Raw genomic sequence first — 26,147 nt, forward strand, 5'->3', positions numbered from 1 at the left:
GGACGGGATGGAACGGGACGAGATCGCGGTCATCGGCGGCGGTCCTGCCGGGCTTGCGGCGGCCGAGGTGCTGTCGGCGGCGGGATGGCCGGTGGCCGTGTACGAGGCGATGCCGACGGTGGCGCGCAAGTTCCTGCTGGCCGGAAAGTCCGGGCTGAACATCACCCATTCCGAGCCGTTCTCCCGCTTTGCCGAACGCTTCGGCACGGCATCCGCCCGTCTCCGGCCGCCGCTCGAGGCGTTCACGCCGGACGACGTGCGGCATTGGGCGGCCGGGCTCGGCATCGAGACCTTCGTCGGCACGTCGGGCCGCGTCTTTCCGACGGCGATGAAGGCTTCGCCGCTGCTGCGCGCCTGGCTGCGCCGCCTCGAGGCGCAGGGGGCAAAGGTCCACACGCGCCATCGCTGGGTCGGCTTCGACGGCGACGCGGTCGTCTTCGAAACGCCGGAGGGGCGCAAGAGCCTGTCCTGCCGTGCCGTCTTGCTGGCGCTCGGCGGCGCCAGCTGGCCGCGGCTCGGCTCCGACGCCGCCTGGGTGGAGCACCTGCAGGAGCGCGGCGTGCCGGTGCGCCCCTTCCGTCCCGCCAATTGCGGCTTCGACCTGGCCTGGAGCGAGGGCTTCGTCGAGCGCTTCGCCGGCCAGCCGCTCAAGGGCGTCACCGCGACCTCCGACGCCGGCACGTTTCCCGGCGAGTTCGTCGTCTCCCGGCACGGTATCGAGGGCAGCCTCGTCTATGCGCATGCCGCGGCACTCCGCGACCGGATCGAGGCGGAAGGCACAGCAACGCTCGTGCTCGATCTGGCGCCGGGGCGGGAGGCGGCCCGCATCGCGCGGGACCTTGCCCGCCGGGGGACGAAGGAGAGCTTCGCCAACCGCCTGCGCAAGGGCGCGGGCCTCGCCGGCGTCAAGGCCGGCCTCCTGCGCGAACTGGTCCCCGATGCGTCCCGATCCGCGCCCGACGCCCTGGCGCGGACGATCAAGGCGCTGCCCCTGCCCCTGCTGCGCCCCCGGCCGATCGCCGAGGCGATTTCCTCTGCCGGCGGCATCGACTGGGTGGGGGTCGACGACGGCTTCATGATCAAGGCGATGCCGGGCGTCTTCGCCGCCGGCGAAATGCTCGACTGGGAAGCTCCCACCGGCGGCTATCTCCTGACCGCCTGCCTCGCGACCGGACGCGCCGCGGCACGGGGCATCATGCAGCGTCTCAAGGACACCCGTTAGGTCGAAAAGACCGAGCGTAGAGCGGCGCGAAGCTCCGCTCTGCACCCTGCCCGGAAGAATATCCGGCGGGTGCCGAAATCCATTCGGATCGTTCTACGAACACCCTCCAGTCGAAAGTCCCGTCGTTTTCTCATCTTTGGACAACCGGATGTATCGTTATGACGCATAACGTACTTAACAAGCAATGAATGTTGATTTGAACCTGCGATAATTGATGATACAAATATATCCAGCACATGCTGGGGCTGTTCGTGACTGAAAAACACAACTTGATCACCTTGCCGGGCAACCGCGTCCTTGCCTCGTTGCGGCCGGATGCGCGCGATTTCCTGTTCGAGCGGGGTGAAATACGACCGATACTTGCCGGCGAGACCGTCTTCGACGACGGCGCAGCGCTGACCCATGTCGTCTTCCCGCTGGAGGGGGTGATATCCTACGTCACGGATATCGCCAGCGGCAGGAACGTCGAGAAGGCCTCGCTCGGCCGCGAGGGCGCGCTGGGGCTGGCCGTCGTCCTCGGCGGCGACCGGGCGCTTGGCCGGTCGGTCGTCCAGGTGCCGGGCCGGGCGCTCTTTGTCGCGGCCGCCGAGTTCGAACGGGCGCTCGCACGGTTCGAGGGCATGCGGAGCGCGATGTTCGGCTATGTCCGCGCCTTCATCGAACAATTGATGGAATCGGCCGCCTGCAACAGCCGGCACACGGCCGAGCAGCGGGTCTCGCGCTGGCTGCTGCAGGCACACGACCGGATGGCCGGCGACGAGTTCCAGATCACCCAGGAGGCCATATCGCAACTGCTCGCGCTGCGGCGCGCGACGGTCAACGCCGTCTGCACCGACCTGATGAACGCGGGCGCCATCACCTACAATCGCGGCCGCCTGGTCGTGCGCAGCCGCCATGTCCTGCACGGTCGCTGCTGTTGCTGCTACGACCGGATGCAGAAGGCGCTGGACGTGTAGTGCCGGGCGCCTGTCCCGGCTTCTTGCGCGCGATCAGAAGCCGCTGATCAGTTCTATCTTGGAGCCGTCGGTGAAGCGCGACAGGCGGAAATCCCGCGGGTCGACGATCGGGGTGTCGCCGGCGACGAGATCGGCCATCAGCCGTCCCGCCCCCGGTCCGATGCCGAAACCGTGGCCGGAGAAGCCGGTGGCGATGTGGAAGCCGGGAATGCGGTCGACGGCGGAAATCACCGGCACCGCATCCGGGGTGACGTCGATCATGCCGCCCCAGCGCTGGGCGACCTCGGCCTTCTCGAACACCGGAAAGGCGCGGCGCAGGTTGGCCAGCGCGTGGTCCGACATCCTCTTCGACGGCACGGGATCGAGGACGCGGCAGTATTCGAACGGGCTCGGCTCGTCCAGCGCCCAGCGGTCGGGAATGCGGGCCTCGTCGAGGAAGCGCCAGCCGGCGCGGAACTTCAGCGCACGCCACTCCTTCTTCAGCGCCGGCAGGAAGTCGACGGCGAAGCGGAAGGATTTCGGCACGATGTCGACGATGTTCTCGTGGCCGGAGGCGACCGTGTAACCGCCGTCCTGGCGCTTGCGGAAGGCGAAGCCCGATGCCCACATCGTCTGCTCGGGCGCGCCCTCCAGCGGCCTGGTGCGCAGCACAGAGTTCAGCACCTTCAGCTGCGGCAGATGGATGCCGAGCGTGCCGGCGAACAGGCTGGACCAGGCGCCGCCGGCCAGCACCACCGCCCGGCAGGCGATCGCGCCGCGCTCGGTGACGACGCCGCAGACCGCGCCGGCCGCCGTCTCGATGCCGCGCACGGCGCATTCGGTGAGGATCGCCGCTCCCCTTGTCCGCGCGGCCTCGGCAATGGCGGGGGCCGCCTTCTGTGGCTCGGCCCTCGCGTCGGTCGGCGTATAGAGCGCCCCCTTCAGGTTCATCGTGGTGCCGGGATACATCCTGCGGAACTCGGCGCCGTCCAGCATGCGCGCCTCGATGTCGTAGCCTTCGAGGTTCTTGATCCAGCGGCCGTGATCGGCGAACTCCCGCTCCGTCGAGGAGGTGAAGATGATGCCGGCGCGCCGGAAGCCGGTATCGCGGCCGGTGCGCTGGTCGAGCGTGTCCCAGATGCGCAGCGACTGCGCCATCAGCGGCACCTCGCGCGGGTCGCGGCAGGCAATGCGCACCCAGCCCCAGTTGCGGCTCGACTGCTCCTGCGCGATCCCGCCCTTCTCGCACAGCGCGACCCGCAAGCCCCGCTCGGAAAGCTCGAGCGCCGTCGACGTGCCGATGATGCCGCCGCCGATCACGACGACGTCGACCTCCTTCGGCAGTTCTGGATCACCGTGGACGGGCACGACATAGGGACCGGGCATGTTGGGAAAATCCTTCGGGCAGGCAGGGGTGGGGAAAGGCGACCGCCTGCCGTCGTCCCGCAGTCGCGCCGCGATGTCAAGCCGGGAGCCACCGCCGCCCGCCCTGAGGCGCGGCGGCGCGTATCTCCCCCTCTCGCACCGGGGTCAGCGCGACCATGTCCAGTCGCGGATCTCCGGCATGTCGTCGCCATAGGCGCGGACGTAGTGATGGTGTGCGTCGAGCCGGCCCTGCAATTCGGCCACGACCTCGGGCGCCCGCTGTTCCAGTCCCGGCACCCACCTTATGGCGGCCAGCGCCAGGTGGTAGCGGTCCAGCTCGTTCATCACCGTCATGTCGAAGGGCGTCGTCGTCGTGCCCTCGTCGATGAAGCCGTGCACATGGATGTTGCCGTGGTTCGCGCGCTTGTAGGTCAGCCGGTGGATCAGGTAGGGATAGCCGTGATAGGCGAAGACGACCGGGCGGTTCCTCGTGAACAGCGCGTCGAAATCGGCATCGTCGAGGCCGTGCGGGTGGCGATACTGCGGCTGCAGCGCCAGCAGGTCGACCACGTTGACCACCCGGATCTTCAGATCGGGGACATGTTCGCGCAACAGGTCGACGGCCGCGAGCGTCTCCATGGTCGGCACGTCGCCGGCGCAGGCCATGACCACGTCCGGCTCGCCGCCCTCGTCGTTGCTGGCCCATGCCCACCGGCCCATGCCCGCCTCGCAATGACGGATGGCCTCGTCGATCGAGAGCCATTGCGGCTCGGGCTGCTTGCCGGCGACGATGACGTTGATGCGGTCGTAGGTCTTCAGGCAATGGTCGCCGACCCACAGCAGCGTGTTGGCATCGGGCGGCAGGTAGATGCGGACGATGTCCGCCTTCTTGTTGGCGACGAGATCGACGAAGCCGGGATCCTGGTGGCTGAGCCCGTTGTGGTCCTGGCGCCAGACATGCGACGTCAAAAGGTAGTTCAGCGACGACACGGGCTTGCGCCAGGGCAGTTCGCGCGACACCTGCAGCCACTTGGCGTGCTGGTTGAACATCGAATCGACGATGTGGATGAAGGCTTCGTAGCAGGAGAAGAAGCCGTGCCGGCCCGTCAGCAGGTAGCCCTCCAGCCAGCCCTGGCAGAGGTGTTCGCTCAGCACCTCCATCACCCGGCCGTCGGGGGAGAGGTGCACGTCATAGGGCAGGATGTCCTGCATCCAGACGCGGTTGGTCGCCTGGAAGACGTCGCCGAGCCGGTTCGATTCCGTCTCGTCGGGGCCGAAGACGCGGAAGTTCGCATGCTTGTCGTTCATCCGCAGCACGTCGCGCAAATAGCTGCCGAGCACCTTGGTCGACTGGCCGTTCGCCTGTCCCGGGCTTTCGACCGTGAGCGCGTAGTCGCGAAAGTCCGGCGTCTCGAGCTCGCGGCGCAACAGGCCGCCATTGGCATGCGGGTTCGCGCCCATGCGGCGGCGGCCCTGCGGCGCCAGGGCCCGCAGTTCCCCCTTCAGCCGTCCTGCGGCATCGAACAGATCCTCGGGATCGTAGCTGCGCAGCCAGTCCTCGAGGATCTTGCGGTGGCCTTCGTCGCCGCGGCAGTTGGAGACCGGAACCTGGTGCGAGCGCCAGAAATCCTCCACCTTCAGGCCGTCCACCTCCTTCGGCCCCGTCCAGCCCTTCGGGCTCCTGAGCACGATCATCGGCCAGCGCGGGCAGGCGTGCCCCGCCCGGCCGGCGCGCGCTTCGGCCTGGATCGCGGCGATGATGTCGAAGACCTCGTCCAGCACCTCGGCCATGCGGGCATGCATCTTCTCCGGTTCGTGGCCCTCGACGAAAAAGGGCTGGTAGCCGTGACCGGAAAAGAGGCCCCTGAGATCCTCGTCGCTCATCCGGGCAAGAACGGTGGGATTGGCGATCTTGTAGCCGTTCAGATGCAGGATCGGCAGCACCGCCCCGTCGCGGGCGGCATTGAGGAACTTGTGCGACTGCCAGCTCCCTGAAAGCGGCCCGGTCTCCGCCTCGCCGTCGCCGACGACGCAGGCGACGACGAGGCCGGGGTTGTCGAAGGCGGCGCCGTAGGCGTGCACGAGCGCATAGCCGAGCTCGCCGCCCTCGTGGATGGATCCGGGCGTCTCCGGCGCCACGTGGCTCGGCACGCCGCCCGGGAAGGAGAACTGCTTGAAGAGCTTCTGCATGCCGGCAGCGTTCTCGGCGATCTCCGGGTAGACCTCGCTGTAGGTGCCTTCCAGATAGGTGTTGGCGACCATGCCCGGCCCGCCGTGGCCCGGACCGCAGACATAGATGATATCCGCATCGCGGGCGCGGATGATCCGGTTCAGGTGGGCGTAGACGAAGTTCAGCCCCGGCGTCGTGCCCCAGTGGCCGAGCAGCCGCGGCTTGATGTGCTCGGCCTTCAGCGGCTCGCGCAGCAGCGGATTGTCGAGAAGGTAGATCTGACCGACCGACAGATAGTTCGCCGCCCGCCAGTAGCGGTCGATCAGGGCGATCTCGCCCGCGTCCAGCCGACGTCTCTCGGTTCCGGTCGTATTCGGTGTCATGGAATGTCTCCTCATTCTTCCCGGTAACGGTCTGGCGAAGGGCGTGTGGCGTTTCCTATCGCAGGAACTGCCTGAAGCGGCGCAGCGAGAAATAGAAGAAGATAGCCCCGATCACGCAGAGTGCCAGGAGCTGCGGCCAGACGACCGACAGCCCCGCCCCGCGGAACAGGATCGACTGCGCCAGGATCACGAAATGGGTGTTGGGCGCTGCGAGCATCAGGGTTTGGATGAATTCCGGCATGCTCTCTCGCGGCGTCATCGCCCCGGAGAGCACCTGCAGCGGCAGAAGCACGAGCATCAGCAGCAGGCCGAACTGCGGCATGGTGCCGGCGACGGTGGCGAGGAAGATGCCCATGCAGGTGGTGGCGAAGAGCTGCAGCGCAGTGCCCGCCAGAAACAGCGCGAACGAGCCCTGCAGCGGAACGTCGAGGATGAGGCGCACGACGACGAGCAGCGAGAGCGCCGAGGCGACGAGGACGACGAGCCCCATCGACCAGATCTTGCTCACCATGATCTCGGTCGGGGTGACCGGCATCACCAGCAGATGCTCGATCGTGCCGTGCTCGCGCTCGCGGATCAGCGCCGCGCCCGTCAGGATGATCGACAGCATGGTGATCGAGGTGATGACGTTGGCGATCGGCATGAACCAGCCCTTGTCGAGCTGCGGATTGAAGGCGGCGCGCAGGACGAGTTCCACCGGGACGTCGGCGGTGTCGCGATGGCGGTTCAGGTATTCGTCGATCTCGCCCGCGACGATCGACTGCACGTAACCGCCGCCGGAAAACGCCTGCGACATGCGCGTGGCGTCGATGTTGAGCTGGATCGCCGGCGACCGGCCGGCCAAGAGGTCGCGCTGGAAGTTCGGCGGGATGTCGAGGGCGAAGGTATCGAGCCCTGCGTCCATGCGGCTGTCCATCTCCGCCTGGCCGATCAGCTTGGGCACGGAGAAGAGCGGCGGGTAGAAGGCGGTGATGATGCGGGAGGACACCGGCGACTCGTCCTCGTCGACGATCGCGATCGCCGCGTGGTTCAGCGTCTCGGGCTGGGCGTTGGAGGCCGAATAGATCGACAGCGAGAACGAATAGACGATCAGGATCAGCAGCACCGGGTCGCGCGCCAGTCCCCACAGCTCCTTGATCCCCAGCCGGTAGACGTTGGCGAGCCTCATGTCACGTCGCCTGCTTCTTGAGGAAGGCCGCGCCGAGGCCGAGGAGCAGCGGGACCGCGATCAGCAGCGGCACGAAGGAGGGGCCGAGATCGGCAAACCCCAGCGCCTTGGAGAACGAGCCGCGCGAGATCGTGACGAAATAGGTGGTCGGGAAGATGTTGCCGACGAAGGCGCCGAAGCCCTGCATCGAGGAGACCGGATCAATCATGCCGGAATACTGGACGGCGGGGACGAGCGTCAGAAGGGCGGTGCCGAAGATCGCGGCGATCTGGCTGTTGATGAAGCTCGAGATGACCAGCCCCATGCTGGTGGTGACGACGACATAGAGAAGGGCGGCGGTGCCGAACACCAGGGAGCTTCCCGTGAACGGCACGCGGAAGACGAAGATGGCGAAGGCCGTCAGGATCACGACGTTCAGGGCGGCGAGCACCACATAGGGCAGCTGCTTGCCTAGCAGGAACTCGAAGCGGGTGACCGGGGTCACGTAGAAATTGATGATCGAGCCCAGTTCCTTCTCCCGCACCACGCTCAGGACGGTCAGCATCGAGGGGATCATCAGGAGCAGGATGGGGATGATCGCGGGCACGATGGCGACCACGCTCTGCACATCGGGGTTGTAGCGATAGCGGATCTCGATCTGGTAGCTTCCGGCGGTGGCGTTTCCGGAGCGTTCGCGCGCCTTCTGCGCCAGCCAGGTGGCGTGCATGCCCTCGACATAGCCGCGCACCGTCTCGGCCCGGGTCGGCATGGCGCCGTCGATCCAGGCGCTGACCTCGGCGCCCTCGCCGCGCGCCACGTCGCGCCCGAAGCCCGCCGGGATTTCGATCGCCAGGCTGATCTCGCCGGCGCGCATGCGCCGGTCCAGATCGTTGTAGTCGACGATCGGCGGCTGCTCGATGAAGTAGCGGGAGCCCGCGATCTGCAGCGCGTAGTCGCGGCTGATCGTCGTGTCGTCGCGGTCGAGGACGGCGAAGGTCAGGTCCTCGACGTCGAGGTTGATGCCGTAGCCGACGACGAACATCAGGACGAGGCTGCCGATCAGGGCGAGCGTGGCGCGGATCGGATCGCGCCTGAGTTCCAGCGTCTCGCGCCGGGTGTAGGCCAGCATGCGGCCGAAATCGAAGAAGCGGCCGGCGCGCGCCTGCGCGGCGGCGGCATCGGCGGCAATCTCCGGCGGCGGTGCGGCAGCGCCGGCCGCCGCGGCCTCCTTCTCGCCGATCGCCTCTTCGAGGAATTCGACGAAGGCCTGCTCCAGGGTATCCGCCTCGCGCATCTTCACGATGTTTGCCGGCGTATCGCTGACCAGGACCTTGCCGGCATGCATCAGCGAGATGCGATCGCAGAGCGCCGCCTCGTTCATGAAGTGGGTCGAGACGAAGATCGTCACATCGTCCTTGCGCGACAGGTCGGCGAGGATGCTCCAGAAGCCGTCGCGGGCGACCGGATCGACGCCGGAGGTCGGCTCGTCGAGGATCAGGATTTCCGGGGAATGCACCATGGCGACGGCGAGCGACAGGCGCTGGCGGATGCCGAGCGGCAAGGCGTCCGGCATCGCGTCCATCACGTCCGTCAGGTCGAACCGCCGCGCCATCTCGGCGATGCGATCGGGGATCGCCGCCTCCGGCATCTCGAACAGGCGGGCGTGCAGATCGAGGTTCTGGCGGACCGACAGCTCGGTGTAGAGCGAGAAGGCCTGCGACATGTAGCCGATGCGCCGGCGCACGGCCATGTCCTTCGGATCGACCGTGCTGCCGAACAGCCGCGCCGTGCCCTCGCTCGCCGGCAGGAGCCCGGTCAGCATCTTCATCGTCGTCGTCTTGCCGCAGCCGTTCGAGCCGAGGAAGCCGAAGATCTCGCCGCGGGGGATGCGGAAGCTGACGTCGCTGACGGCGGTGAAGTCGCCGAAGCGCATCGTCAGGTGCTCCGCCTCGATCGCGATCTCCTCGCCCTCGCGCAGCTGACGCGGCGGGATCGCGAGTGCGACGTGGCCGCGGCGCTTCTCCTCCGGGAGCAGCGCCACGAAGGCGGCGTCGAGGTCGGCGGTCGCGGTGCGCCGCAGGAGTTCGCCCGGCGACCCGGTGGCGAGCACCCGGCCCGCATCCATCGCCACCAGCCAGTCGAAGCGCGCCGCCTCCTCCATGTAGGCGGTGGAAACGATCACGCTCATGCCCGGCCGGTCCTTCCGGATCCTGTCGATCAGCTCCCAGAACTGGCGGCGCGACAGCGGGTCGACGCCGGTGGTCGGCTCGTCGAGGATCAGAAGGTCCGGATCGTGGATCAGCGCGCAGCAGAGCCCGAGCTTCTGCTTCATGCCGCCGGAGAGTTTTCCCGCGGGGCGATCGGCGAAGGGACCGAGGCCGGTGCTTCCCAGCAAGGTCGCGATGCGCGCCTTGCGCTCCGCGGCGTCCTGGCCGAACAGGCCGCCGAAGAAATCGGCGTTCTCGAACACCGACAGCGTCGGGTAGAGGTTCTTGCCGAGCCCCTGCGGCATGAAGGCGATGCGCGGCGAGGTCAGCCGGCGGTGGCGGCTGTCGGCGATGTCGCCGCCGAGCACCTCGATCCGGCCGCCCTGCAGGGCGCGGGCACCGGCAATGAGCGAGAGCAGGCTGGACTTGCCGACGCCGTCCGGCCCGATCAGGCCGACCATGCAGCCGGCCGGGATGTCGAGGGTGACGCCGGAAAGCGCCCGTGTGCTGCCGTAGGACAGCCCGACGTCCTGCAGCCGCGCGACCGGTCCCTGTGCCGCTCCGGTCGCCGGCGCGCTCATTTCACGACGTTTCCGAGCCATTCCGGCCATTCGGCGTCCGGCGAGACCTTGACATAGGCCATTCCCGGCAGGCCGGTCTTCACCTGCCGGACGTACCGCTCCAGCAGCTCCGGGGCGATCCGCGCCTTGATGCGGAACATCAGCTTCAGCCGCTCCTCCTGCGTCTCGACGGTCTTAGGCGTGAACTGGGCGACGTCGGCGACGAATGTCGCCCGCGCCGGCACGACATATTGCGGGATGGCGTCGAGCACGATGCGGACCTCGCTGCCGAGCTCGACGCGGCCGGCCTGCTCGGTCGGCAGGAAGAAGGTCATCGAGACGTCGGTCAGGTCGACGAGATTGAGGACGCGCCCGCCAGCGGACAGCACCTCGCCCGGCTGCGCCACCCGGTACTGGACACGGCCTGTGCGCGGGGAGCGGAGGATGCTGTCGTCGAGGTCGGCATCGATGCTCTCGATCGCCGCATCCGCCGCCTCGACGGCCGCCTTGGCATCGATCACCTGCGCCTTGGCGCTGCCGACGCCGGCTTCGGCGGCCGCCTGCTGCGCCCTTGCGGCGGCAACGGTGGCGACGGCGGCCTGGTACTTGGCGCGGTCGTCGTCGAGCACCTGCTGCGACACGGTGTTGCTCTTCAGGAGCTGCTCCGAACGGTTGCGCCGCGTCTCGGCCGCGTTCAGCTCGGCCTCGCGCTGTTCGATCAGCGCGCTGGCCGCCTCCAGCTGCGCCTGCTGCTGCCGGACCAGGCTTTCCGCCGTCTCGACGCCGACCTTGGCACGGGCGAGTTCGGCCTCCGCCTGGCGGCGGCGGGCCACGAGCTGGGCGGTGTCCATCCGCGCCAGTTCCTGGCCGGCTTCGACGAAATCGCCCTCGTTCACGTAGATTTCGGCAATGCGGCCGGCGATCTTGGAGGAGATGTCGATCTCGACCGCCTCGATGCGGCCGTTGCCGCTGGCGATCCCGGCGGGCAGGCCCGATCCGCGCAGCGTGCTCCAGGCGTAGTAGCCCGCCAACGCCACGAGCGCCAGCACCGCTGCGGCGATCCAACCCTTTCTGGTCATCCGGCGAGTCCCTCCAGTTGCAGGCCATCTAGCGGACGGCGCACTTCTCGACCTTGATTTTTCTCAACGGCCGGTTGACCGGGTCGATAGTAGGAAGAGCATGGAGGGGTGGCAACCGAATTGTGCGACGACGGCGGCGCCGGTTGCAGCTGGAACGCGGCCGCCGCGGGGCGGACCGGTTCAGGTCCGGAAGGCCGGCGCTCCGGGTGCGGAAAGCCCGTCATTGCGGCGCAACCGCCGCAACTGCCTGACGAGCGTGCGGGCGCCGGAGGCGCTGGCGGCCGAGCGTTCGGAACTGCCGGCAATCACCGCCAGCACGCTCTCCGCCTCGTCGGCGGAGACGATGCCGCGCGCGGCGAGGTCGCCGACGAGAAGGATCAGCGCGCTCTCGACCGCCAGCGAACGCCGCTCGACTTCTTTCTGGTTCGACATTTCATGCATCTGACTTTCTCCTTGCGTCGCTAGGTCAACGACATCTTGCCGCAATGGTTCCGATGGTTTTTCGTCCCCGAAGGGCCGGCGCGGTGGACAAGGAGGGTTCCCGAGATCGTCGCTCAGCCCCGATAAAAACCTGCTCCGGCAGAATGGCTCCACATGGATGCCGAGACGCCTGACGGCGCCGCACCATCATCCGGAGAAACCGGCTCACGCAAAGAGACAGTCGCGCTGCGATGCCCGTCGCCCGAATGGCGTATGAACGGTAAGGGACATACCTGGCCGGACATAAATGTCGCAGGTCACCTCAATCTTCCGGACGCGGTTGGCAAGGCCGGAAAAGACGTGTTCAATGGTCTCCATGGCCGTTCAATCTGAGTCTCTGCTCAAGAACCCTGACTGCCGAAAATGCTTCGCCTCCGACGAGACGGACGCCGCAGTCCTTGCGACCGCCACATCACACAAATCACCGGGGATGCCAATTATGTGAAAGGAACATTGATCCATGAAATCCGTTTTCCTGTATAATGATTCCACAGGCCTTGATTCCATCCGACTTACGCCGGTTGTCGCAGGAGACAAACATGCAAAGGGGTGAATCCGACGTCTTCAATCTGTTTTCGGAGATCTACTCCAGCACTGCGCGCGAGGAGATGTCTCTTCAGGAATATCTCCTAGCCTGCCGAGATGACAAAAGCATGTACGCCACCGCACAGGAGCGGATGGTCGAAGCGATCGGCGAACCCACGCTGATCGATACCAGCACCGACGAACGGCTCGGTCGCATCTATTCCAACCGGACCATCAAGATCTATCCCACCTTCTCCGAATTCTACGGGATGGAGGACACGATCGAGCGGATCGTCGGCTATTTCCGCTATGCGGCACAGGGGCTGGAAGAGCGCAAGCAGATCCTCTACCTGCTCGGTCCCGTCGGCGGCGGCAAGTCGTCTTTGGCCGAACGGCTGAAGAAGCTGATGGAAGTTCGGCCGATCTACACGCTGATGGTGAACGGCAAGGTCAGCCCGATCTTCGAAAGCCCGCTGGGCCTGTTCCACCCCGAGCGGATGGCCGATCTTCTGGAAGACAAGTACGGGATCGCCCGGCGCCGCCTCACCGGGCTGATCTCGCCCTGGGCCGCCAAGCGGCTCGACGAGGTCGGCGGCGACATCTCCAAGTTCAGCGTCGTCAAGATGCTGCCGTCGCGGTTGCGGCAGATCGCGATCGCCAAGACCGAACCCGGCGACGAGAACAACCAGGACGTCTCCTCGCTGGTCGGCAAGGTGGACATCCGCCAGCTCGAGAACTACAGCCAGGCCGATCCGGACGCCTATTCCTACTCGGGCGGCCTGAACCGGACGACGCAGGGCCTCTTGGAATTCGTCGAGATGTTCAAGGCGCCGATCAAGGTGCTGCACCCGCTCCTGACGGCGACCCAGGAGGGCAACTACAACGGCACGGAGAACTTCGGCGCCTTCCCCTACCAGGGCGTCGTGCTGGCGCACTCCAACGAATCCGAGTGGCTGCAGTTCAAGAACAACAAGAACAACGAGGCCTTCCTCGACCGCATCCTCGTCGTCAAGGTGCCCTACTGCCTGCGCGTGACCGAGGAACGGCAGATCTACGAGAAGCTCCTGCGGGAAAGCGAGCTCGCCAAGAACCCGTGCGCGCCGGAGGTGCTGGAAACGCTCAGCCGCTTCACCGTCTCCACGCGGCTCGCCGTACACGAGAATTCGTCGCTCTACACCAAGATGCGGGTCTATGACGGCGAGAACCTGAAGGACGTCGATCCCAAGGCGAAGTCCGTTCAGGAGTATCGCGACGCCGCCGGCGTCGACGAGGGCATGACCGGGGTCAGCACCCGCTTCGCCTTCAAGGTGCTGTCGGAAACCTTCAACTACGACACGAAGGAAGTGGCCGCCGATCCGGTCCACCTGATGTACATCCTCGAGCAGGCGATCCGGCGCGAGCAGTATCCCAAGGAGACCGAGGCCGCCTATCTCGACTTCATCCGCTCCGAACTCGCCAGCCGCTATGCCGAGTTCATCGGCCACGAGATCCAGAAGGCCTACCTGGAATCCTACAGCGAGTACGGCCAGAACCTGTTCGACCGCTACATCGCCTATGCCGATGCCTGGCTGGAAGACCAGGACTTCAAGGATCCGGACACGGGCCAGATCCTCAACCGGCAGATCCTCGACAGCGAACTGTCGCAGATCGAGAAGCCCGCCGGCATCGCCAACCCGAAGGACTTCCGCAACGAGGTGGTGAAGTTCACCCTGCGGGCTCGGGCGAAGAACAACGGCCGCAACCCGTCCTGGACCAGCTACGAGAAGCTTCGCGAGGTGATCGAGAAGCGGATGTTCGGCCAGGTCGAGGATCTGCTGCCGGTGATCAGCTTCGGCTCGAAGAAGGACAGCGCCACCGAGAAGCAGCATGCCGAATTCATCAGCCGCATGATCGAGCGCGGCTACACCAAGCGCCAGGTCCGCCGGCTGGTCGACTGGTACATGCGCGTCAACAAGGCCGGCTGACGCCGGATGAAGGCGGTCCGGGGGTGCATCGCCATCCCCTGCCCGCGACCGTTTGCACTCCGCCCGGAGGGATTTCGGACATGGCGGCAACCGCGGCTAGGCGAAACGACCGTCGCAGCGATCGAAGCGCCGGCCTGCAATGGCCGCGGACACCGCCTCCGACATCCTGCCATAAATTACCTGAATTGGCGGTCCACTGTTCGCACGGCTTGTCCATTGCGACGCTCTGCGCCATCCTTTCGGACAGGCGGACGGTTGAGGCAGCAGCATGAATGACAACCACCATCCGGGGCGCTGAAACATGCCGAATTTCATCGACCGGCGTCTGAATCCGAAAGACAAGAGCATCGGCAACAGGCAGCGCTTCCTGAAGCGGGCGCGCGAGGAACTGAAACGCGCCGTCAAGGAACAGGTGAAGTCGATCGGGATCGCCGATGTCGGCTCCGGGCAGAGCGTGTCGATGCCCACGCGCGGCGTCGGCGAGCCGACCTTCCAGCCCGCCGGCGACACTGGCGACCGCGAGCGGGTGCTTCCCGGCAACCGCGAGTTCTCGCCCGGCGACCGGCTGCGCAAGCCGCAGGGCGGCGGCGGCGGCCGGGGCGGTGCCGGCACCGGCGAGGACGAGGACGACTTCCAGTTCTCGCTGTCGCAGGACGAGGTGCTGGACCTGTTCTTCGAGGACCTCGAACTGCCCGACATGGTCAAGCTGTCCCTGAAGGAGACGCTGACCTTCAAGCCGCGGCGCGCCGGCTATGCGGTGACCGGATCGCCGACCAACATCAACGTCGCCAAGACGATGCGCAACAGCCACGGCCGGCGCATTGCGCTGCGACGGCCGAAGCAGGCGGAGCTCGACGCGCTCGCAGCCGAAATCGCCGAGCTCGAGCAGAAGCCCAAGCCGACGCCGAAGGACAAGGAACGGCTCGGCATGCTGCAGGCCGAACTGGAGTGGCTGGATCGCCGGCGGCGGCGCGTGCCCTTCATCGACACCGTCGACATCCGCTTCAACCGCTTCGAGCAGCAGCCGCTGCCCAACGCCAGCGCGGTGATGTTCTGCCTGATGGACGTCTCCGCCTCGATGGGCGAGCGCGAGAAGGATCTGGCCAAGCGCTTCTTCGTGCTCCTGCACATGTTTTTGAGGCGGCGCTACGAGCGGATCGAGATCGTCTTCATCCGCCATACCGACGAGGCGCGCGAGGTCGACGAGGAGACCTTCTTCTACTCGACCCAGAGCGGCGGCACTATGGTCTCGACCGCGCTTGAGGAAATGCTGCGGGTGATCGAGGCGCGCTACCCGGCGAGCGAGTGGAACATCTATGCCGCCCAGGCCTCCGACGGCGACAACATCTCCGGCGATTCCGAACGCTGCGTGACACTGCTGTCGACGGTGATGAAGTATTGCCAGTACTACGCCTATGTGGAGATCATCGACGAGCGCGAGAGCGAGATCTTCGCGCGCACCGACAACGGCACCTCGCTCTGGCGCGCCTACCGCACCGTCGACGGCGACTGGCCGAATTTCCAGATGACCCGCATCGCCAAGCCGGGCGACATCTATCCCGTCTTCCGCAAGCTCTTCGCCAAGCAGCCGCAGACGCTGCGCCAGCCGCGCAAGTAGAAGGATCCGCCATGACGCGCTCCGGCAAGCTGCTGTTCGACGGGTCCGACTGGAACTTCGAAACGCTGTCGCGGACCTATGACGCGATCGAGGAGATCGCGCTCGGCGAACTGAAGCTCGACATCTATCCGAACCAGATGGAGATCATCTCGTCCGAGCAGATGCTGGACGCCTATTCGTCGGTGGGCATGCCGCTGATGTACCAGCACTGGTCGTTCGGCAAGCGCTTCGTGTTCGAGGACCACCTCTACCGCAAGGGCCGGCGCGGGCTGGCCTACGAACTGGTGATCAACTCCAATCCCTGCATCGTCTACCTGATGGAGGAGAACACGATGGCGATGCAGGCGCTGGTGACCGCGCATGCCGCCTTCGGCCACAACCACTTCTTCAAGAACAACTACCTGTTCCGGCAGTGGACCGACGCCAGCGCGATCCTCAGCTACATGGAGTTCGCCAAGAAATACATCGCCAAGTGCGAGGAGCGGCACGGCACGGCCGCCGTCGAGGCGATCCTGGATTCGGCGCATGCGATCATGGACCAGGGGGTCTTCCGCTACCGCCGCCCGCCGCGGCTGTCCTCCGAGCGGGAGCGCGAGCGGGCGCGCGAGCGGCTGGAATACGAGGAACAGACCTTCAACGACCTGTGGCGCACGCTGCCGCCGTCGACCTCGGCCAAGGAGCGGGCGGAGGCCGAGCGCGACGCCTCCGAACGCAAGAAGGCCTTGAACCTGCCGGAGGAGAACCTGCTCTACTTCCTGGAGAAGACGAGCCTGATCCTCGAGCCGTGGCAGCGCGAACTCTTGCGCATCGTGCGGGTGATCGCGCAGTACTTCTATCCGCAGCGGCAGACCAAGGTGATGAACGAGGGCTGCGCCACCTTCGTCCATCACACGATCATGAACCGGCTGTTCGAGAAGGACCAGGTCAGCGAAGGCACGATGCTGGAGGTGCTGCAGAGCCACTCGAACGTGGTGTTCCAGCCCGGCTTCGACGATCCGCGCTACTACGGTATGAACCCCTATGCGCTGGGGTTCGCGATGATGCAGGACATCCAGCGGATCTGCACGGAGCCGACCGCGGAGGACCGGGACTGGTTCCCGGAGATCGCCGGCAACGGCGCGTGGCGGGAGACGCTGCTCGACGCCTGGACGAACCACCGCGACGAATCCTTCATCCTGCAGTATCTGAGCCCGGCGCTGATCCGCAAGTTCCGGCTGTTCCTCCTGACCGACAGCTCGGGCGACAACTACCTCGAGGTCGCCTCGATCCACAACGAGCGCGGCTACCAGGCCGTGCGCGCGGCGCTTGCCCGCAGCTACGACATCGGGGCGAACCAGCAGGACATCCAGGTGGTCGACGTGGATCTCCTGGGCGACCGCCAGCTTCGCCTCCAGCACAACGTCAAGAACGGCGTGTTGCTGGAGGAGACCAGCCGTGACGCCACGCTGCGCCACATCCGCCATCTCTGGGGCTACGACGTCAGCCTCGTCGGCGTCGATGAGAGCGGCGAGGAGCTCTACGAGTGCTCGACCGACGAGGACGGCCTGTAGCCGCCGCCTGTCGCAGGACTATTCGGCGGCGTTGCGCGTCTCGACCTCGACCTCGACGTCGTAGGAATAGCCGTCCAGCATGCCGTAGGCCTGCTCGATGTCCTTGATCTGCGCCTCGGCCTTCTCGATCGCATCGGCGATCGCCTCGCTGCGGGCCCGCAGCATGCTGCCGAAGACGTCCGTCGACGGGCGCTTGCCGACGCGGTCCATGTGGTTGCGGATGCGGGCGCGGTGACGCTCCATCTCCATGATGTGGAAGCGCGCATTGACGATCTCGTTCGTCAGCTTGCGGCGGATGGTGGCGATCGGATCGAAGCTTCCGGGCTCGCGCTCGTCGAGGATCACCTCGTTGATCAGCTTCTCCAGCACCATCAGGCCCTTGAGGTCCTTGGTATCGGCGAGCTCGGGATCATAACCGGTATCGTCATAGACCTTGCGGCGGACGGGATCGAGCAGCAGCTCATAGGCCGCCTTCAGTCGGGCGAAGGTGTCGGCGTCGCCCCCGGAATCGGGATGGGCAGACTTGGCGCGGCGGCGGTAGGCGGCCTTGATGGAGGCCGTGTTGGCATCGCGCGCGACACCGATGATGTCATAGGGATCGATCACAGTTTCACCCGTCTTCGGCAAGTTCGACCAGAACTGGCCTTTTCCTAAAGGCTGGCGCCGCCCGCCTCAAGCCCGGAGAAGGCGTCATGCCCACTTCCTTGCCCTGCCACGTTTCGAAGGCGAGAACCATAGCCGAAATCCGGCAATCCTATGTTCGCACGACAGCGGGACGACCACAATCGCATGCTCATCCACCGATTTCGGAAACGGGCGCCTCGTCGCTGCCGACCCGCCATGCCCGTCGAGCATCGCCGCACCCACGTCCGGCGACGCAATGCGCCCTCAGTGGGGACGCGTGCCCTGATCGCGCATGTCGCCGAGCGCGCGGACGGCATCGCGCTGGCCGGTGGCGGCCAGCGCCTCGAAGATCCGCCGCGCATCGGCATTGCGGTTCAGGCCCTTGTAGGCGTAGCCGCGCAGGACCATGAGGTCGGCGCGTTCGGTGCGCAGCTGCGCCAGCTGGTCGAGAAAGAGGATGGTTTCGCGGAACCGGCCGGCGTCGAAGGCGGCGACGGCGCGGTCCGACAGGATCGCCGCCTGCAGCTCGACGGCGCGCGCGCGCGGCTGCTTCGCCTTGGTCGCGGCGACGGCGGCCTCCCGGAACAGACCGGCGCGGATATAGGCGAGGCTCTGGCCGTAGGCCGCATCGCGCTGCACGTCCGGCGCCGTCGTGCGCAGGGCGGCGTCGAAGGCGGCGGCGGCTTCCAGCGGACGGTTCAGCTCCATCAGGCACCAGCCGCGCGCAAGGGCCGCAGCCGGCGGCAGGGTCTGCGGATCGACGGTCGTCCTGCAGCCGGCGACGGTCCGGGCGGTGCGCGCGGCGGGCGCGGCCCGTCGCACCGCGCGTTCCTCGCCCACGGGGCGGACATAGGTCACGGGCGCTTCATAGGTCACGACGCGCGGTTCGCCGGTCGCCGCGGCCGCCGGCCGCACGGTCGTCTCCAGCGCGCGTCCGCCGCGGGTCACGGGCTCCGGTTCGCCCACGCGCGCGATGCGCTCCGAGCGCCCCTGCCACAGCGCCTGCACGGCCCGCATCCCCGTCAGGTCCCGCAGCCGGAGGCGGGCAACGGCGAGGCCGTAGGCCGAAGGCTCGTCGTCCGCCTTCCAGTTCAGCGCCGACAGGAACCACTGCTCGGCCGTCTTCGGCTGGTCGAAGGCGAGCGCGTACCAGCCGAACTGCTGGGCGCTGGCCGGATCCTTCTCCTTCAGTGTGGCGGCCGCCATGCGCTGCAGCACGTCCGCGGCGATGACCACGGGGGGATCGGTCGCAAGCGTGTTGGCGACGGCGGCGAGATAGGTCTTCTTCGTCTCGTCGGAAGCGTCGTACCAGCGGAACATGACCTCCTCGGCCTCGAGCGGCATCTTGCGGTCGATCAGGGCCAGCGCCAGCCCCTGCGACGCCGAGGCGGTGTCCTCGATGCTGCGCGCCTTGCGGAACCAGCGCTCGGCCGTCGGCATGTCGTCGCGGCGCAGCGCGTACCAGCCGAGCAGCAGCGCATCCGAGGCGAGGTTTTCGCGCTCCACCAGACGCTCGACGCGCTGGATGTAGGGCACGGCGACGGCGAGCTTGCCGTCCTCGTCCCCCTCGGCGACGAACCGGCGGGCGAGATCGTCGCGGATGCTCTCGAACTCGCGGGTGCCGTCCGGCAGGGTGTTCTCGTAGCCGAGCAGTTCCTGGATGTCGGCATAGCCGAGCAGGGCGGCGGCCTTCTGGATGGTGGCGATCCGCTCGGCCTGGTTCGTGCAGTTGCGCAGCACATAGGTATAGGCATCGCGGGCGCGCATCGCGCGGTCGGTGCCGGCAAACGCCTCGGCCACGCGCCAGAGGATGTCGACGTCGCTGCAGGTCAGAAGGCTCGGCGTCTCCGCGGCGAGGGCCACGACCTCGGCGAAACGCTTCGCGTCCGAGGCGGCGATCAATTGGCTGCGGCGCTCGGCGATCGCGAGACGGTCGAGGAGGTCGGCCGGCGGCGTCCAGCCGGGCTCGCGCGCCTGCCGGTCGGCGATGGCGGTGCGGACGTCGGCGTAGCGCGCCTCGGAATAGAGCTGCCACATGCGTTCCAGCTGCTGGTCGGCGTTCTGCGGCACGGCGAGCGGATCGCGCGGCGGCGTCCAGTTCGGATAGAGCGCGCGCAGGCGGGCGATCTCGGCTTCGAGGCGGGCCTTGTCGCCCTTGCTGGCAAAATAGCGCAGCGCGCTTTCGTCGACGACAGGGGCGGACGGGCCGGGCGCGGGTGCGGGCTGCTGCTCCGGGGTCTGCGCCGGCGCTTGCGTCTGGGGCTGGGCCTGGGCATGAACGTCCCCCTGCCCCTGCGACCGAGACGGCTGGGCGATCTCGGCCGTGTCCGCGCCGACCCTGCTCATGCGGGAAGACACGGCCCTGGCGGCGCCGTCCGGAACCACCGAGGCGGTCTGGTTCATCCTGTCGATGGCCTGGCCGAACACGTCGATCTCCGGCCTGAGCACGCCGACGACGCTGCTGACCGCCGCTCCCATACATGCCATGGCCAGAACTACGGATCTCATCGTGATGCCAGTCTCCACCAAGGGCGTCCGCGCCATGCAGCATGCGCCCCAACAAGAACCGGCCCCCGCACGGATCCGGCCGGGGCTAGCTGCGGACGGACCGGATCGATCCGCTCCTGTGCCGGTTGGCCGGCGGCACGCGATTCCACCGGCAGACGAGATATCGACAAAGCCAGACTATGGTTAACGATCGGTAAATACGGCCGTTCCCTGCCCATGCCTACCTGCGTTTTCCGAAGCGGCCGAGCAGCGAGAAGGTCACGAGGCCCAGAAGCACCGACAGGCAGGCCAGCAGCACCGCGTAGGAGAGGATGTTGGTCGACAGCCAGTTCGCGGCGATCAGCCGGTAGTTCCAGATGGAGAACGGTTGGGTCGGGAGGAAGGAGACGCGGGTCACCGGCCGCGTCTCCATCGGCTTGTCGCCGACCCCGAGCAGCGTCAGCGAACCGGAGAGAAGCTCCCAGTTGGCGTTGCGCACCAGGGTGGCGGCCCCGGCCTGCAGCTTCTCGGGCGTCGGCGCGGTGAGCACGAGCCAGGCGCCGCCGCCGGACGGACCGATGCCCTGCGCCACCACCAGGTTCGCCGTATCGGGCGGTACGAACATCGCCTCGTCGCCGGGCCGAAACCGCAGCGAGCCGAGGGAAATGTCGAAATTCCGGTCCAGCCAGTCGCTGACGGCCATGAACGGCTTCTGCCATGCGTTGCTGCTGGTCTTCTGGCGCCACGCGTCCAGCATGTCGGCGTTGGCGTCCGGGGATGCGCTCTGGGCGGAGGTGCCCCAGATCTTGGCGGTGTCCTCGGACAGATGGGTCTGCGCCAGGGCCACCGGCGGGATCTGCGATATCGGGCCGACGAAGATCGCGTTGCCCTCGCCCGTGGCGGCGGCGGAAGCCTTGGGGACGGTCGCGACCGGCCGCCCGGCCATGACGGCGAGCTGGCTGAGAAGCGTCGCCGTCGCCGAGAGCGTCTGGTTGTCGATCCGGTCGACGATCAGGTCGACGGTCTCGCCGCCCCGGCCGTAGGGAAAACCCGTGCCGGCCACCGCGCCGAGGTTGGGAAGCTGGGCGATGCGGGCGAAATCGCCGACGCGGAACTCCGAGGTGTCGAACAGGGCAAAGCGCGGCTCGTTGCTGGCCGTCGTGCCCGGCACGCACACCTCGTCGGCGCGGGTCTGCAGCACGGCCTCGATCTCGATCAGATTGGCGCCGGGGCGGAAATGCCGCATGGTGAAGCGGATCGGCAGATGGCGCAGCACGTCGCCGCCCGCCCGGGTGATCGGCACCGTTGAGGCGATGCTGCCATTGACATAGACGTCGATGTGGCTGCCGGGCAGGACGTCGCGCGAATAGGCGGCATCGAGCAGGATCCTCGCCTCTCCATAGGCATCCCCGTAGAAGTCGGAGGGAATGCCGACATAGAAGCCGGTGCGGAACCGCCGGCCGCTGAACTCGGCCGACTTCAGGCCGAGCGCCGAGAACGGCAGGCGCGAGCTGCCGGTCAGAAGCGGGGTGTTCATCCCGGTCCAGCGCTGGGTCGCCAGTGCCGACCGGGTGGAATTCTCCGACCGGTTGACCGGCGCCAGGATGTTTTCCACCACGCTCTCGACGGCCTCCCAGCTGGGGCCGGTCAGCACCAGGACGGGCGCCTGCGTGACGGGGTTCTCCATGAAGGCCGCAATGCCGCCCGAGCGCGCACCGTCGGGCAGCCGCGGCAGGATCCCCTCGAGCTCGGCCGCGGTGCCGACGACGACCGTCAGTTCGCCGGAAGCCGCCTTCGACGGCAGGGCGGTCGAGAACTCGAACACCTGGTTCGGCATCGTCGCCAGCATGCCGAGCGCCTGCGACAGCCGCAGCAGCGGCGTCGTCGTCGCGGACTGCTCCAGTTTCGGCACGACGATGTTGAAGCGCGTCTGACCCTTCTCGTCGACGCCGACGGCGCGGATGTCGTCCAGGGTCGGGGCCGCGGTCATCTTGGCGGCGTCGAATTCGAGGAATGTCCGCTCGGGCAGGACATCCGACCAGAGCTCGTAGGTCGACTGCACCGTGCAGTCGGTCCTGTGGCGCTGGGTTGCGCTGAACCCGATCTTGTTCGTTCCCGGCCGCATCAGCCCGTAGGGGATCTCGAAGCTCCTGTCGGCCACGCCGCCCGGCGATTGGACCGGCACCTGGCCGATCAGGGTGTCGTTGACATAGACCGACAGGTTCGAGGCTTCCGGCGCCACATAGATACTGTTGCGGTAGCCGAAGTCGAGTTTCGCGGCCGCCTCGGCCTGCTCGGGAGTAAGGTAGATCGTCCAGTCGCGGGTCGCGTATTCGCCGGCGAGGTTGAGGCGATCGGACGGCACGACGTAGAAGCGCGGGCCGGCCGCCGCGGCGGCGGGCTGCGGCGCAGGCAATGCGGCGGGAGCGGCCGGAGGCTGCGGCGACGACGGCTGCGGACTCGCCTGCGGGCCGGGCTGCGGCGCCAGCGGCTGGCCGGATTGCGGCACCGCCGGCGGGGGGCTTGCGGGCGAAGGGCTTGCGCCCGGTTGCTGCGCCCGCTCACCGCTCATGTCGAAGGGCACCTGCTGCGCGGCCACGGAGGCTGCGAAGGCGCAGGAGGCGATCAGCGTCGCGGCGAGGATGGGCCTCATCGGGTGGCCTCCCTGACGGCACCCGCCTCGGCGGCTGCCGCCTTCGGCTTCATGCTGCGCGCCAGATAGACGAGGCCGCGGCTCGTCTGGTAGAGCGCCACGCGCAGGAACCAGAGGGTTCCGAACAGGATGCCGGGATTGCCGCGCCGGGCCAGCTGGAAATCGCTCCACTGGTTGGAATTGGCGAAGATGAGATCGGCGACGAGGCTGTGATGGCGCGCCACGCAGGGCGTGAAGCGGCAGCCGATCGCGGTCAGGTCGCCATGGCCCTCGACATTGCGCACCTGCACCGGCAGTTCTTCCGGCTCGTCGCCGCCATAGGGAATGAAGCGGATCGCGGCATCCATGTCGAGCCCGACGGTCTGGCGGTCGATGCCGTAGACCTGCACCCGTGCCCCGTTCGCCGAGACGTTCTCGATCGTCGCAGGAAAGCTGCGGCCGTCGGTGACGAAGTCGCAGCGGCGGCTGACGCGGACGCGCCGGCTCGCGGACTTCTCGCCGCGCTCGGAGACGACGCCGAGGGCGCAGCCGGCGATGATCAGGTTGAGCAGGTTCCAGCCGCCGACGACCAGCGTCACGTCGGCCTTGTAGGGCTCGGCATAGAAGCGGTAGACGCTGACCAGCAGGGCCACGAACAGCACGCCGAAGATGACGAAGAACGGCCGGCTGATCTCCGAGAGGCGGCTGACGAGGACGGATTCGTCCTTCGCCGTCACCTTGAACGTCGGCTTGCGCGGGTTGAGGATCACCGAAACGACCGCCGGCAGCAGGTGCACGCTCTGCACATACTCGTAGAGCTCGGAAATCCAGGGCCAGCGGAACGTGCCGTACAGGTAGTTCTGCATCATCATGTTCACCAGCATGTAGGCGAGCGTGTAGCCGAGGAACTCGCCCCCCGAAGCGGTGAAGATCTGCAGGTCGAAGAAGAGGTAGAACAGCGGCGCGATCAGGAACATCGTCCGCGGGAACGGGAAGAACCAGAACAGCGTCGACGACATGTAACAGAGGCGCTGGGGGATCGACAGCCCGCGCTTGAACAGCGGGAAGCGGAACCGCAGGATCTGGATCATGCCCTGAGCCCAGCGGCTGCGCTGGCCGATGAAGCTCGCGAACGTGGCCGGCTGGAGGCCCGCGATCAGCGGCTTGTCGACATAGACGCTGTTCCAGCCGAGCGAATGCAGCGCGATCGCGGTCTCGCAATCCTCGGTGATGGAGACGCCACTGAAGCCGGCGGTCTCCTTCAGCGCCCGCCGGCTGAGGACCGCCGCCGAGCCGCAGAAGAAGGCGGCATTCCACTTGTCGAGGCCGCGCTGGATGATGCCATAGAACATCTCGTTCTCGCTCGGCATCTTCTCGAAGGTCCTGAGATTGCGCTCCAGCGGGTCCGGGTTGAGGAAGAAGTGCGGCGTCTGGACGAGGAAGAGCCTCGGATCGTCGTCGAAGTAGCCGACGGTCTCGCGCAGGAAATCGCGCGCGGGCGCATGATCGGCGTCGAACACGGCGATCAGCTCGCCGTCCGAATGGGCCAGGCCGTTGTTGAGATTGCCCGCCTTGGCGTGCTCGTTGCGGGCGCGGGTGAGATAGTGCACGCCGAGATCGTCGCAGAGCTGGCGGAGCGTGTCGTGACGGGCAAGCGCTGCCTGCGCCTCCAGCACCTTGCTCGAATTCCGCTTCTGCTCGGTGCTGCCGTCGTCGAGCAGCCAGACCTGCAGCTTGTCGGCCGGATAGTCCATCGCCTTGGCGGCGGCCAGGGTGTTGGCCAGCAGCGCCTCGTCCTCGTTGTAGCTCGGAACGAACACGTCGACCTTGGGAAAGGTTTTCAGCTGTCCGCTGCGTTCGGCGCGGGGCGCCAGCGGCATGGAAACGACGAAGAGGCTCAGCGCGAGCATTCCGACGCTGTACATCTCCGCCAGATAGAGCAGGAAGCCGGGGATGAAGTTCTCGAGCTGGCTGAGCGGAGGCAAGGTGCTGGTGGAACGCCAATAGACGTAGCGAAGGACGACCGCGGTGCCGAGCGCCAGCGCGATGAGGCGCCAGATGCCTTCGCCCTTCAGGATCTTGATGACCGCCATCAGCGCCACGATGGTGATGCTGGCGATCAGCTGCGTCTGCAGGTTGATCGGCAGTGCAATCAGGGCAATGACGCAAAACGTGACGACTGCCCAGATGGCGACGGTACCGATCCTGTTCATTCCGATTCCTTCGTCTGCGGGCAGTATCCTAGAATTAGCCGCTTCCCGTTAACGAAAAATTAGCCCGCCAGAAATTCGCGGTCAGGCTTCAATTGCAGCCGGCGGCGCCATAGACGCAGCCGGGCGCCGGCACGACGACCGCGCCGCCGGGTGCCGCCGGTTCCGTGCCGGCAACCGGCGAGGGAACGGCGACCGTCGGGCGCAGCGGCTGCCCGCCCTCGCCGCTCTGAGCCTCGCGCTCGATCGCGACGCGCTGCACCCTCCCGGGGGCGGCGGCCGGGCGGGGGGCGCGTGTCGAAAGCTCGGCGGCGGCGGGCAGGATCGGGCTGGAATCCTCGCCGAGCGTCGGATCCACCGGCCGCGGCGGACCGTAGGGGTTCCAGCCCTGCGGCTCGAAGGTCCCGTTGATCGTGTAGCCATACATGACCGAAAGCAGTTCCCGCTCGTCGGCGTCGCTGTCGCACAGTCGCGCCCGGACCTGGATGTTGCCACGGTTCTGGAAGAGCGTGCGCTCGTCGTCACGGGCGCGCAGCTGCTGCCAGCCGTAGAGACAGGCATCACCCGCGGCACTGCGGCCGAAGGCATAGCCGAACGGACCGTACTGGTTCTGCAGGTAGAGCGGCGAGGTGCGCATGGCCACGCCCGGGATCTGCTGGCGCATCTCGCTGGAGAGCCTGGAGACGTGCACGGGGCGGAAGCCCAGCCGGCTCTGGCCGTCCAATGTCGCCTCCATCGGCCCGTACATCTGGATGCTGAGGTAGTTCTGGCCGGGAATCGTGGAGGAGGTGAAGAGCGAGACCTTCTGCTCCACCGCATTGGAATAGTCGCGCTGGACGACATCGACGACGGCCGGGCCGCCTGCGGCCGGAACGATCAGAGCTTCGTTTTCGGACACGATGCGATTGGCGGCGGGAAGCCGCACGCCGTCGCGGGCCGCACACCCGGCAAGCAAGGCAGCGGCTGCGAGCATGGCAACGCCGGTCATC

The 26,147-nt window shown here is 67.1% G+C and carries 17 protein-coding genes; 6 read left to right on the forward strand and 11 right to left on the reverse strand.

Annotated features, from left to right (window positions below; translation table 11 throughout):
• Window positions 1-7 precede the first annotated feature (7 nt).
• Entirely contained in the window at window positions 8-1,222 is a 1,215-nt protein-coding gene (locus P0086_RS07555) for a TIGR03862 family flavoprotein (protein WP_275784440.1), read from the forward strand.
• Between the two features lie 269 nt (window positions 1,223-1,491).
• Window positions 1,492-2,178: a Crp/Fnr family transcriptional regulator gene (locus P0086_RS07560; RefSeq protein ID WP_275784170.1), complete on the forward strand. Its 687-nt coding sequence runs from the start codon at window positions 1,492-1,494 to the stop codon at window positions 2,176-2,178.
• A 33-nt stretch (window positions 2,179-2,211) separates the two neighbouring features.
• Here the strand turns inward: P0086_RS07560 and P0086_RS07565 are convergent, their stop codons facing one another.
• The 6 genes from P0086_RS07565 to P0086_RS07590 all read right to left on the reverse strand — a co-directional run bounded on the left by P0086_RS07565 (window position 2,212) and on the right by P0086_RS07590 (window position 11,509).
• Window positions 2,212-3,543 carry an FAD-binding oxidoreductase gene (locus P0086_RS07565; RefSeq protein ID WP_148151399.1) on the reverse strand — a complete coding sequence of 444 codons (1,332 nt, stop codon included), beginning with the start codon at window positions 3,541-3,543 and terminating at the stop codon, window positions 2,212-2,214.
• Between the two features lie 144 nt (window positions 3,544-3,687).
• Entirely contained in the window at window positions 3,688-6,075 is a 2,388-nt protein-coding gene (locus P0086_RS07570; RefSeq protein ID WP_275784174.1) for a phosphoketolase family protein, read from the reverse strand.
• A 55-nt stretch (window positions 6,076-6,130) separates the two neighbouring features.
• A complete protein-coding gene (locus P0086_RS07575; RefSeq protein WP_112610162.1) occupies window positions 6,131-7,243 on the reverse strand; it encodes an ABC transporter permease in 1,113 nt (370 codons plus the stop codon).
• Window position 7,244: 1 nt separating this feature from the next.
• Complete coding sequence (gene rbbA, locus P0086_RS07580; RefSeq protein ID WP_275784177.1) at window positions 7,245-10,010, reverse strand: ribosome-associated ATPase/putative transporter RbbA; 2,766 nt, start codon at window positions 10,008-10,010, stop codon at window positions 7,245-7,247.
• A complete protein-coding gene (locus tag P0086_RS07585; RefSeq protein ID WP_112610166.1) occupies window positions 10,007-11,068 on the reverse strand; it encodes an HlyD family efflux transporter periplasmic adaptor subunit in 1,062 nt (353 codons plus the stop codon). Before P0086_RS07585 ends, rbbA begins: the two co-directional genes overlap by 4 nt.
• A 180-nt stretch (window positions 11,069-11,248) precedes the next feature.
• Window positions 11,249-11,509: a hypothetical protein gene (locus tag P0086_RS07590; protein WP_148652298.1), complete on the reverse strand. Its 261-nt coding sequence runs from the start codon at window positions 11,507-11,509 to the stop codon at window positions 11,249-11,251.
• Window positions 11,510-11,662: 153 nt separating this feature from the next.
• Between P0086_RS07590 and P0086_RS07595 the strand changes: the two genes are divergently transcribed.
• From P0086_RS07595 to P0086_RS07610, 4 genes are all read left to right on the forward strand, one after another.
• A complete protein-coding gene (locus tag P0086_RS07595; protein ID WP_275784182.1) occupies window positions 11,663-11,881 on the forward strand; it encodes a hypothetical protein in 219 nt (72 codons plus the stop codon).
• A gap of 206 nt (window positions 11,882-12,087) precedes the next feature.
• Window positions 12,088-14,037: a PrkA family serine protein kinase gene (locus P0086_RS07600; RefSeq protein ID WP_112597863.1), complete on the forward strand. Its 1,950-nt coding sequence runs from the start codon at window positions 12,088-12,090 to the stop codon at window positions 14,035-14,037.
• A gap of 301 nt (window positions 14,038-14,338) precedes the next feature.
• The gene (locus P0086_RS07605) at window positions 14,339-15,655 is read left to right on the forward strand and encodes a YeaH/YhbH family protein (protein ID WP_275784186.1); all 1,317 of its coding nucleotides are present in this window, start codon (window positions 14,339-14,341) and stop codon (window positions 15,653-15,655) included.
• Window positions 15,656-15,666: 11 nt separating this feature from the next.
• Window positions 15,667-17,205 carry a SpoVR family protein gene (locus P0086_RS07610; protein WP_112597867.1) on the forward strand — a complete coding sequence of 513 codons (1,539 nt, stop codon included), beginning with the start codon at window positions 15,667-15,669 and terminating at the stop codon, window positions 17,203-17,205.
• Window positions 17,206-17,223: 18 nt separating this feature from the next.
• Here the strand turns inward: P0086_RS07610 and P0086_RS07615 are convergent, their stop codons facing one another.
• From P0086_RS07615 to bcsN, 5 genes are all read right to left on the reverse strand, one after another.
• Window positions 17,224-17,811: a J domain-containing protein gene (locus P0086_RS07615; protein WP_112610298.1), complete on the reverse strand. Its 588-nt coding sequence runs from the start codon at window positions 17,809-17,811 to the stop codon at window positions 17,224-17,226.
• Between the two features lie 282 nt (window positions 17,812-18,093).
• Window positions 18,094-20,337, reverse strand: a complete 2,244-nt coding sequence (locus P0086_RS07620; protein WP_275784193.1) for a cellulose synthase — start codon at window positions 20,335-20,337, stop codon at window positions 18,094-18,096.
• A 220-nt stretch (window positions 20,338-20,557) separates the two neighbouring features.
• Window positions 20,558-22,969 carry a cellulose biosynthesis cyclic di-GMP-binding regulatory protein BcsB gene (locus P0086_RS07625; RefSeq protein WP_275784196.1) on the reverse strand — a complete coding sequence of 804 codons (2,412 nt, stop codon included), beginning with the start codon at window positions 22,967-22,969 and terminating at the stop codon, window positions 20,558-20,560.
• Window positions 22,966-25,161 (reverse strand): UDP-forming cellulose synthase catalytic subunit, encoded by a 2,196-nt coding sequence (bcsA, locus tag P0086_RS07630; RefSeq protein ID WP_148151392.1) that lies wholly within the window; start codon window positions 25,159-25,161, stop codon window positions 22,966-22,968. Before bcsA ends, P0086_RS07625 begins: the two co-directional genes overlap by 4 nt.
• An 88-nt stretch (window positions 25,162-25,249) precedes the next feature.
• The gene (bcsN, locus tag P0086_RS07635) at window positions 25,250-26,146 is read right to left on the reverse strand and encodes a cellulose biosynthesis protein BcsN (RefSeq protein ID WP_275784200.1); all 897 of its coding nucleotides are present in this window, start codon (window positions 26,144-26,146) and stop codon (window positions 25,250-25,252) included.
• Between the last annotated feature and the right edge of the window lies 1 nt (window position 26,147).

This window comes from Mycoplana sp. MJR14 (assembly GCF_029210525.1).
Lineage (GTDB): Bacteria > Pseudomonadota > Alphaproteobacteria > Rhizobiales > Rhizobiaceae > Mycoplana.

Bases quoted from the DNA above. Each gene is read 5' to 3' on its own strand.
- P0086_RS07555 (WP_275784440.1), top strand. From the start codon at position 8: ATGGAACGGGACGAGATCGCGGTCATCGGCGGCGGTCCTGCCGGGCTT.
- P0086_RS07565 (WP_148151399.1), bottom strand. From the start codon at position 3,543: ATGCCCGGTCCCTATGTCGTGCCCGTCCACGGTGATCCAGAACTGCCG.
- P0086_RS07570 (WP_275784174.1), bottom strand. From the start codon at position 6,075: ATGACACCGAATACGACCGGAACCGAGAGACGTCGGCTGGACGCGGGC.
- P0086_RS07575 (WP_112610162.1), bottom strand. From the start codon at position 7,243: ATGAGGCTCGCCAACGTCTACCGGCTGGGGATCAAGGAGCTGTGGGGA.
- rbbA (WP_275784177.1), bottom strand. From the start codon at position 10,010: ATGAGCGCGCCGGCGACCGGAGCGGCACAGGGACCGGTCGCGCGGCTG.
- P0086_RS07585 (WP_112610166.1), bottom strand. From the start codon at position 11,068: ATGACCAGAAAGGGTTGGATCGCCGCAGCGGTGCTGGCGCTCGTGGCG.
- P0086_RS07590 (WP_148652298.1), bottom strand. From the start codon at position 11,509: ATGCATGAAATGTCGAACCAGAAAGAAGTCGAGCGGCGTTCGCTGGCG.
- P0086_RS07595 (WP_275784182.1), top strand. From the start codon at position 11,663: ATGGATGCCGAGACGCCTGACGGCGCCGCACCATCATCCGGAGAAACC.
- P0086_RS07600 (WP_112597863.1), top strand. From the start codon at position 12,088: ATGCAAAGGGGTGAATCCGACGTCTTCAATCTGTTTTCGGAGATCTAC.
- P0086_RS07605 (WP_275784186.1), top strand. From the start codon at position 14,339: ATGCCGAATTTCATCGACCGGCGTCTGAATCCGAAAGACAAGAGCATC.
- P0086_RS07610 (WP_112597867.1), top strand. From the start codon at position 15,667: ATGACGCGCTCCGGCAAGCTGCTGTTCGACGGGTCCGACTGGAACTTC.
- P0086_RS07620 (WP_275784193.1), bottom strand. From the start codon at position 20,337: ATGAGATCCGTAGTTCTGGCCATGGCATGTATGGGAGCGGCGGTCAGC.
- P0086_RS07625 (WP_275784196.1), bottom strand. From the start codon at position 22,969: ATGAGGCCCATCCTCGCCGCGACGCTGATCGCCTCCTGCGCCTTCGCA.
- bcsA (WP_148151392.1), bottom strand. From the start codon at position 25,161: ATGAACAGGATCGGTACCGTCGCCATCTGGGCAGTCGTCACGTTTTGC.
- bcsN (WP_275784200.1), bottom strand. From the start codon at position 26,146: ATGACCGGCGTTGCCATGCTCGCAGCCGCTGCCTTGCTTGCCGGGTGT.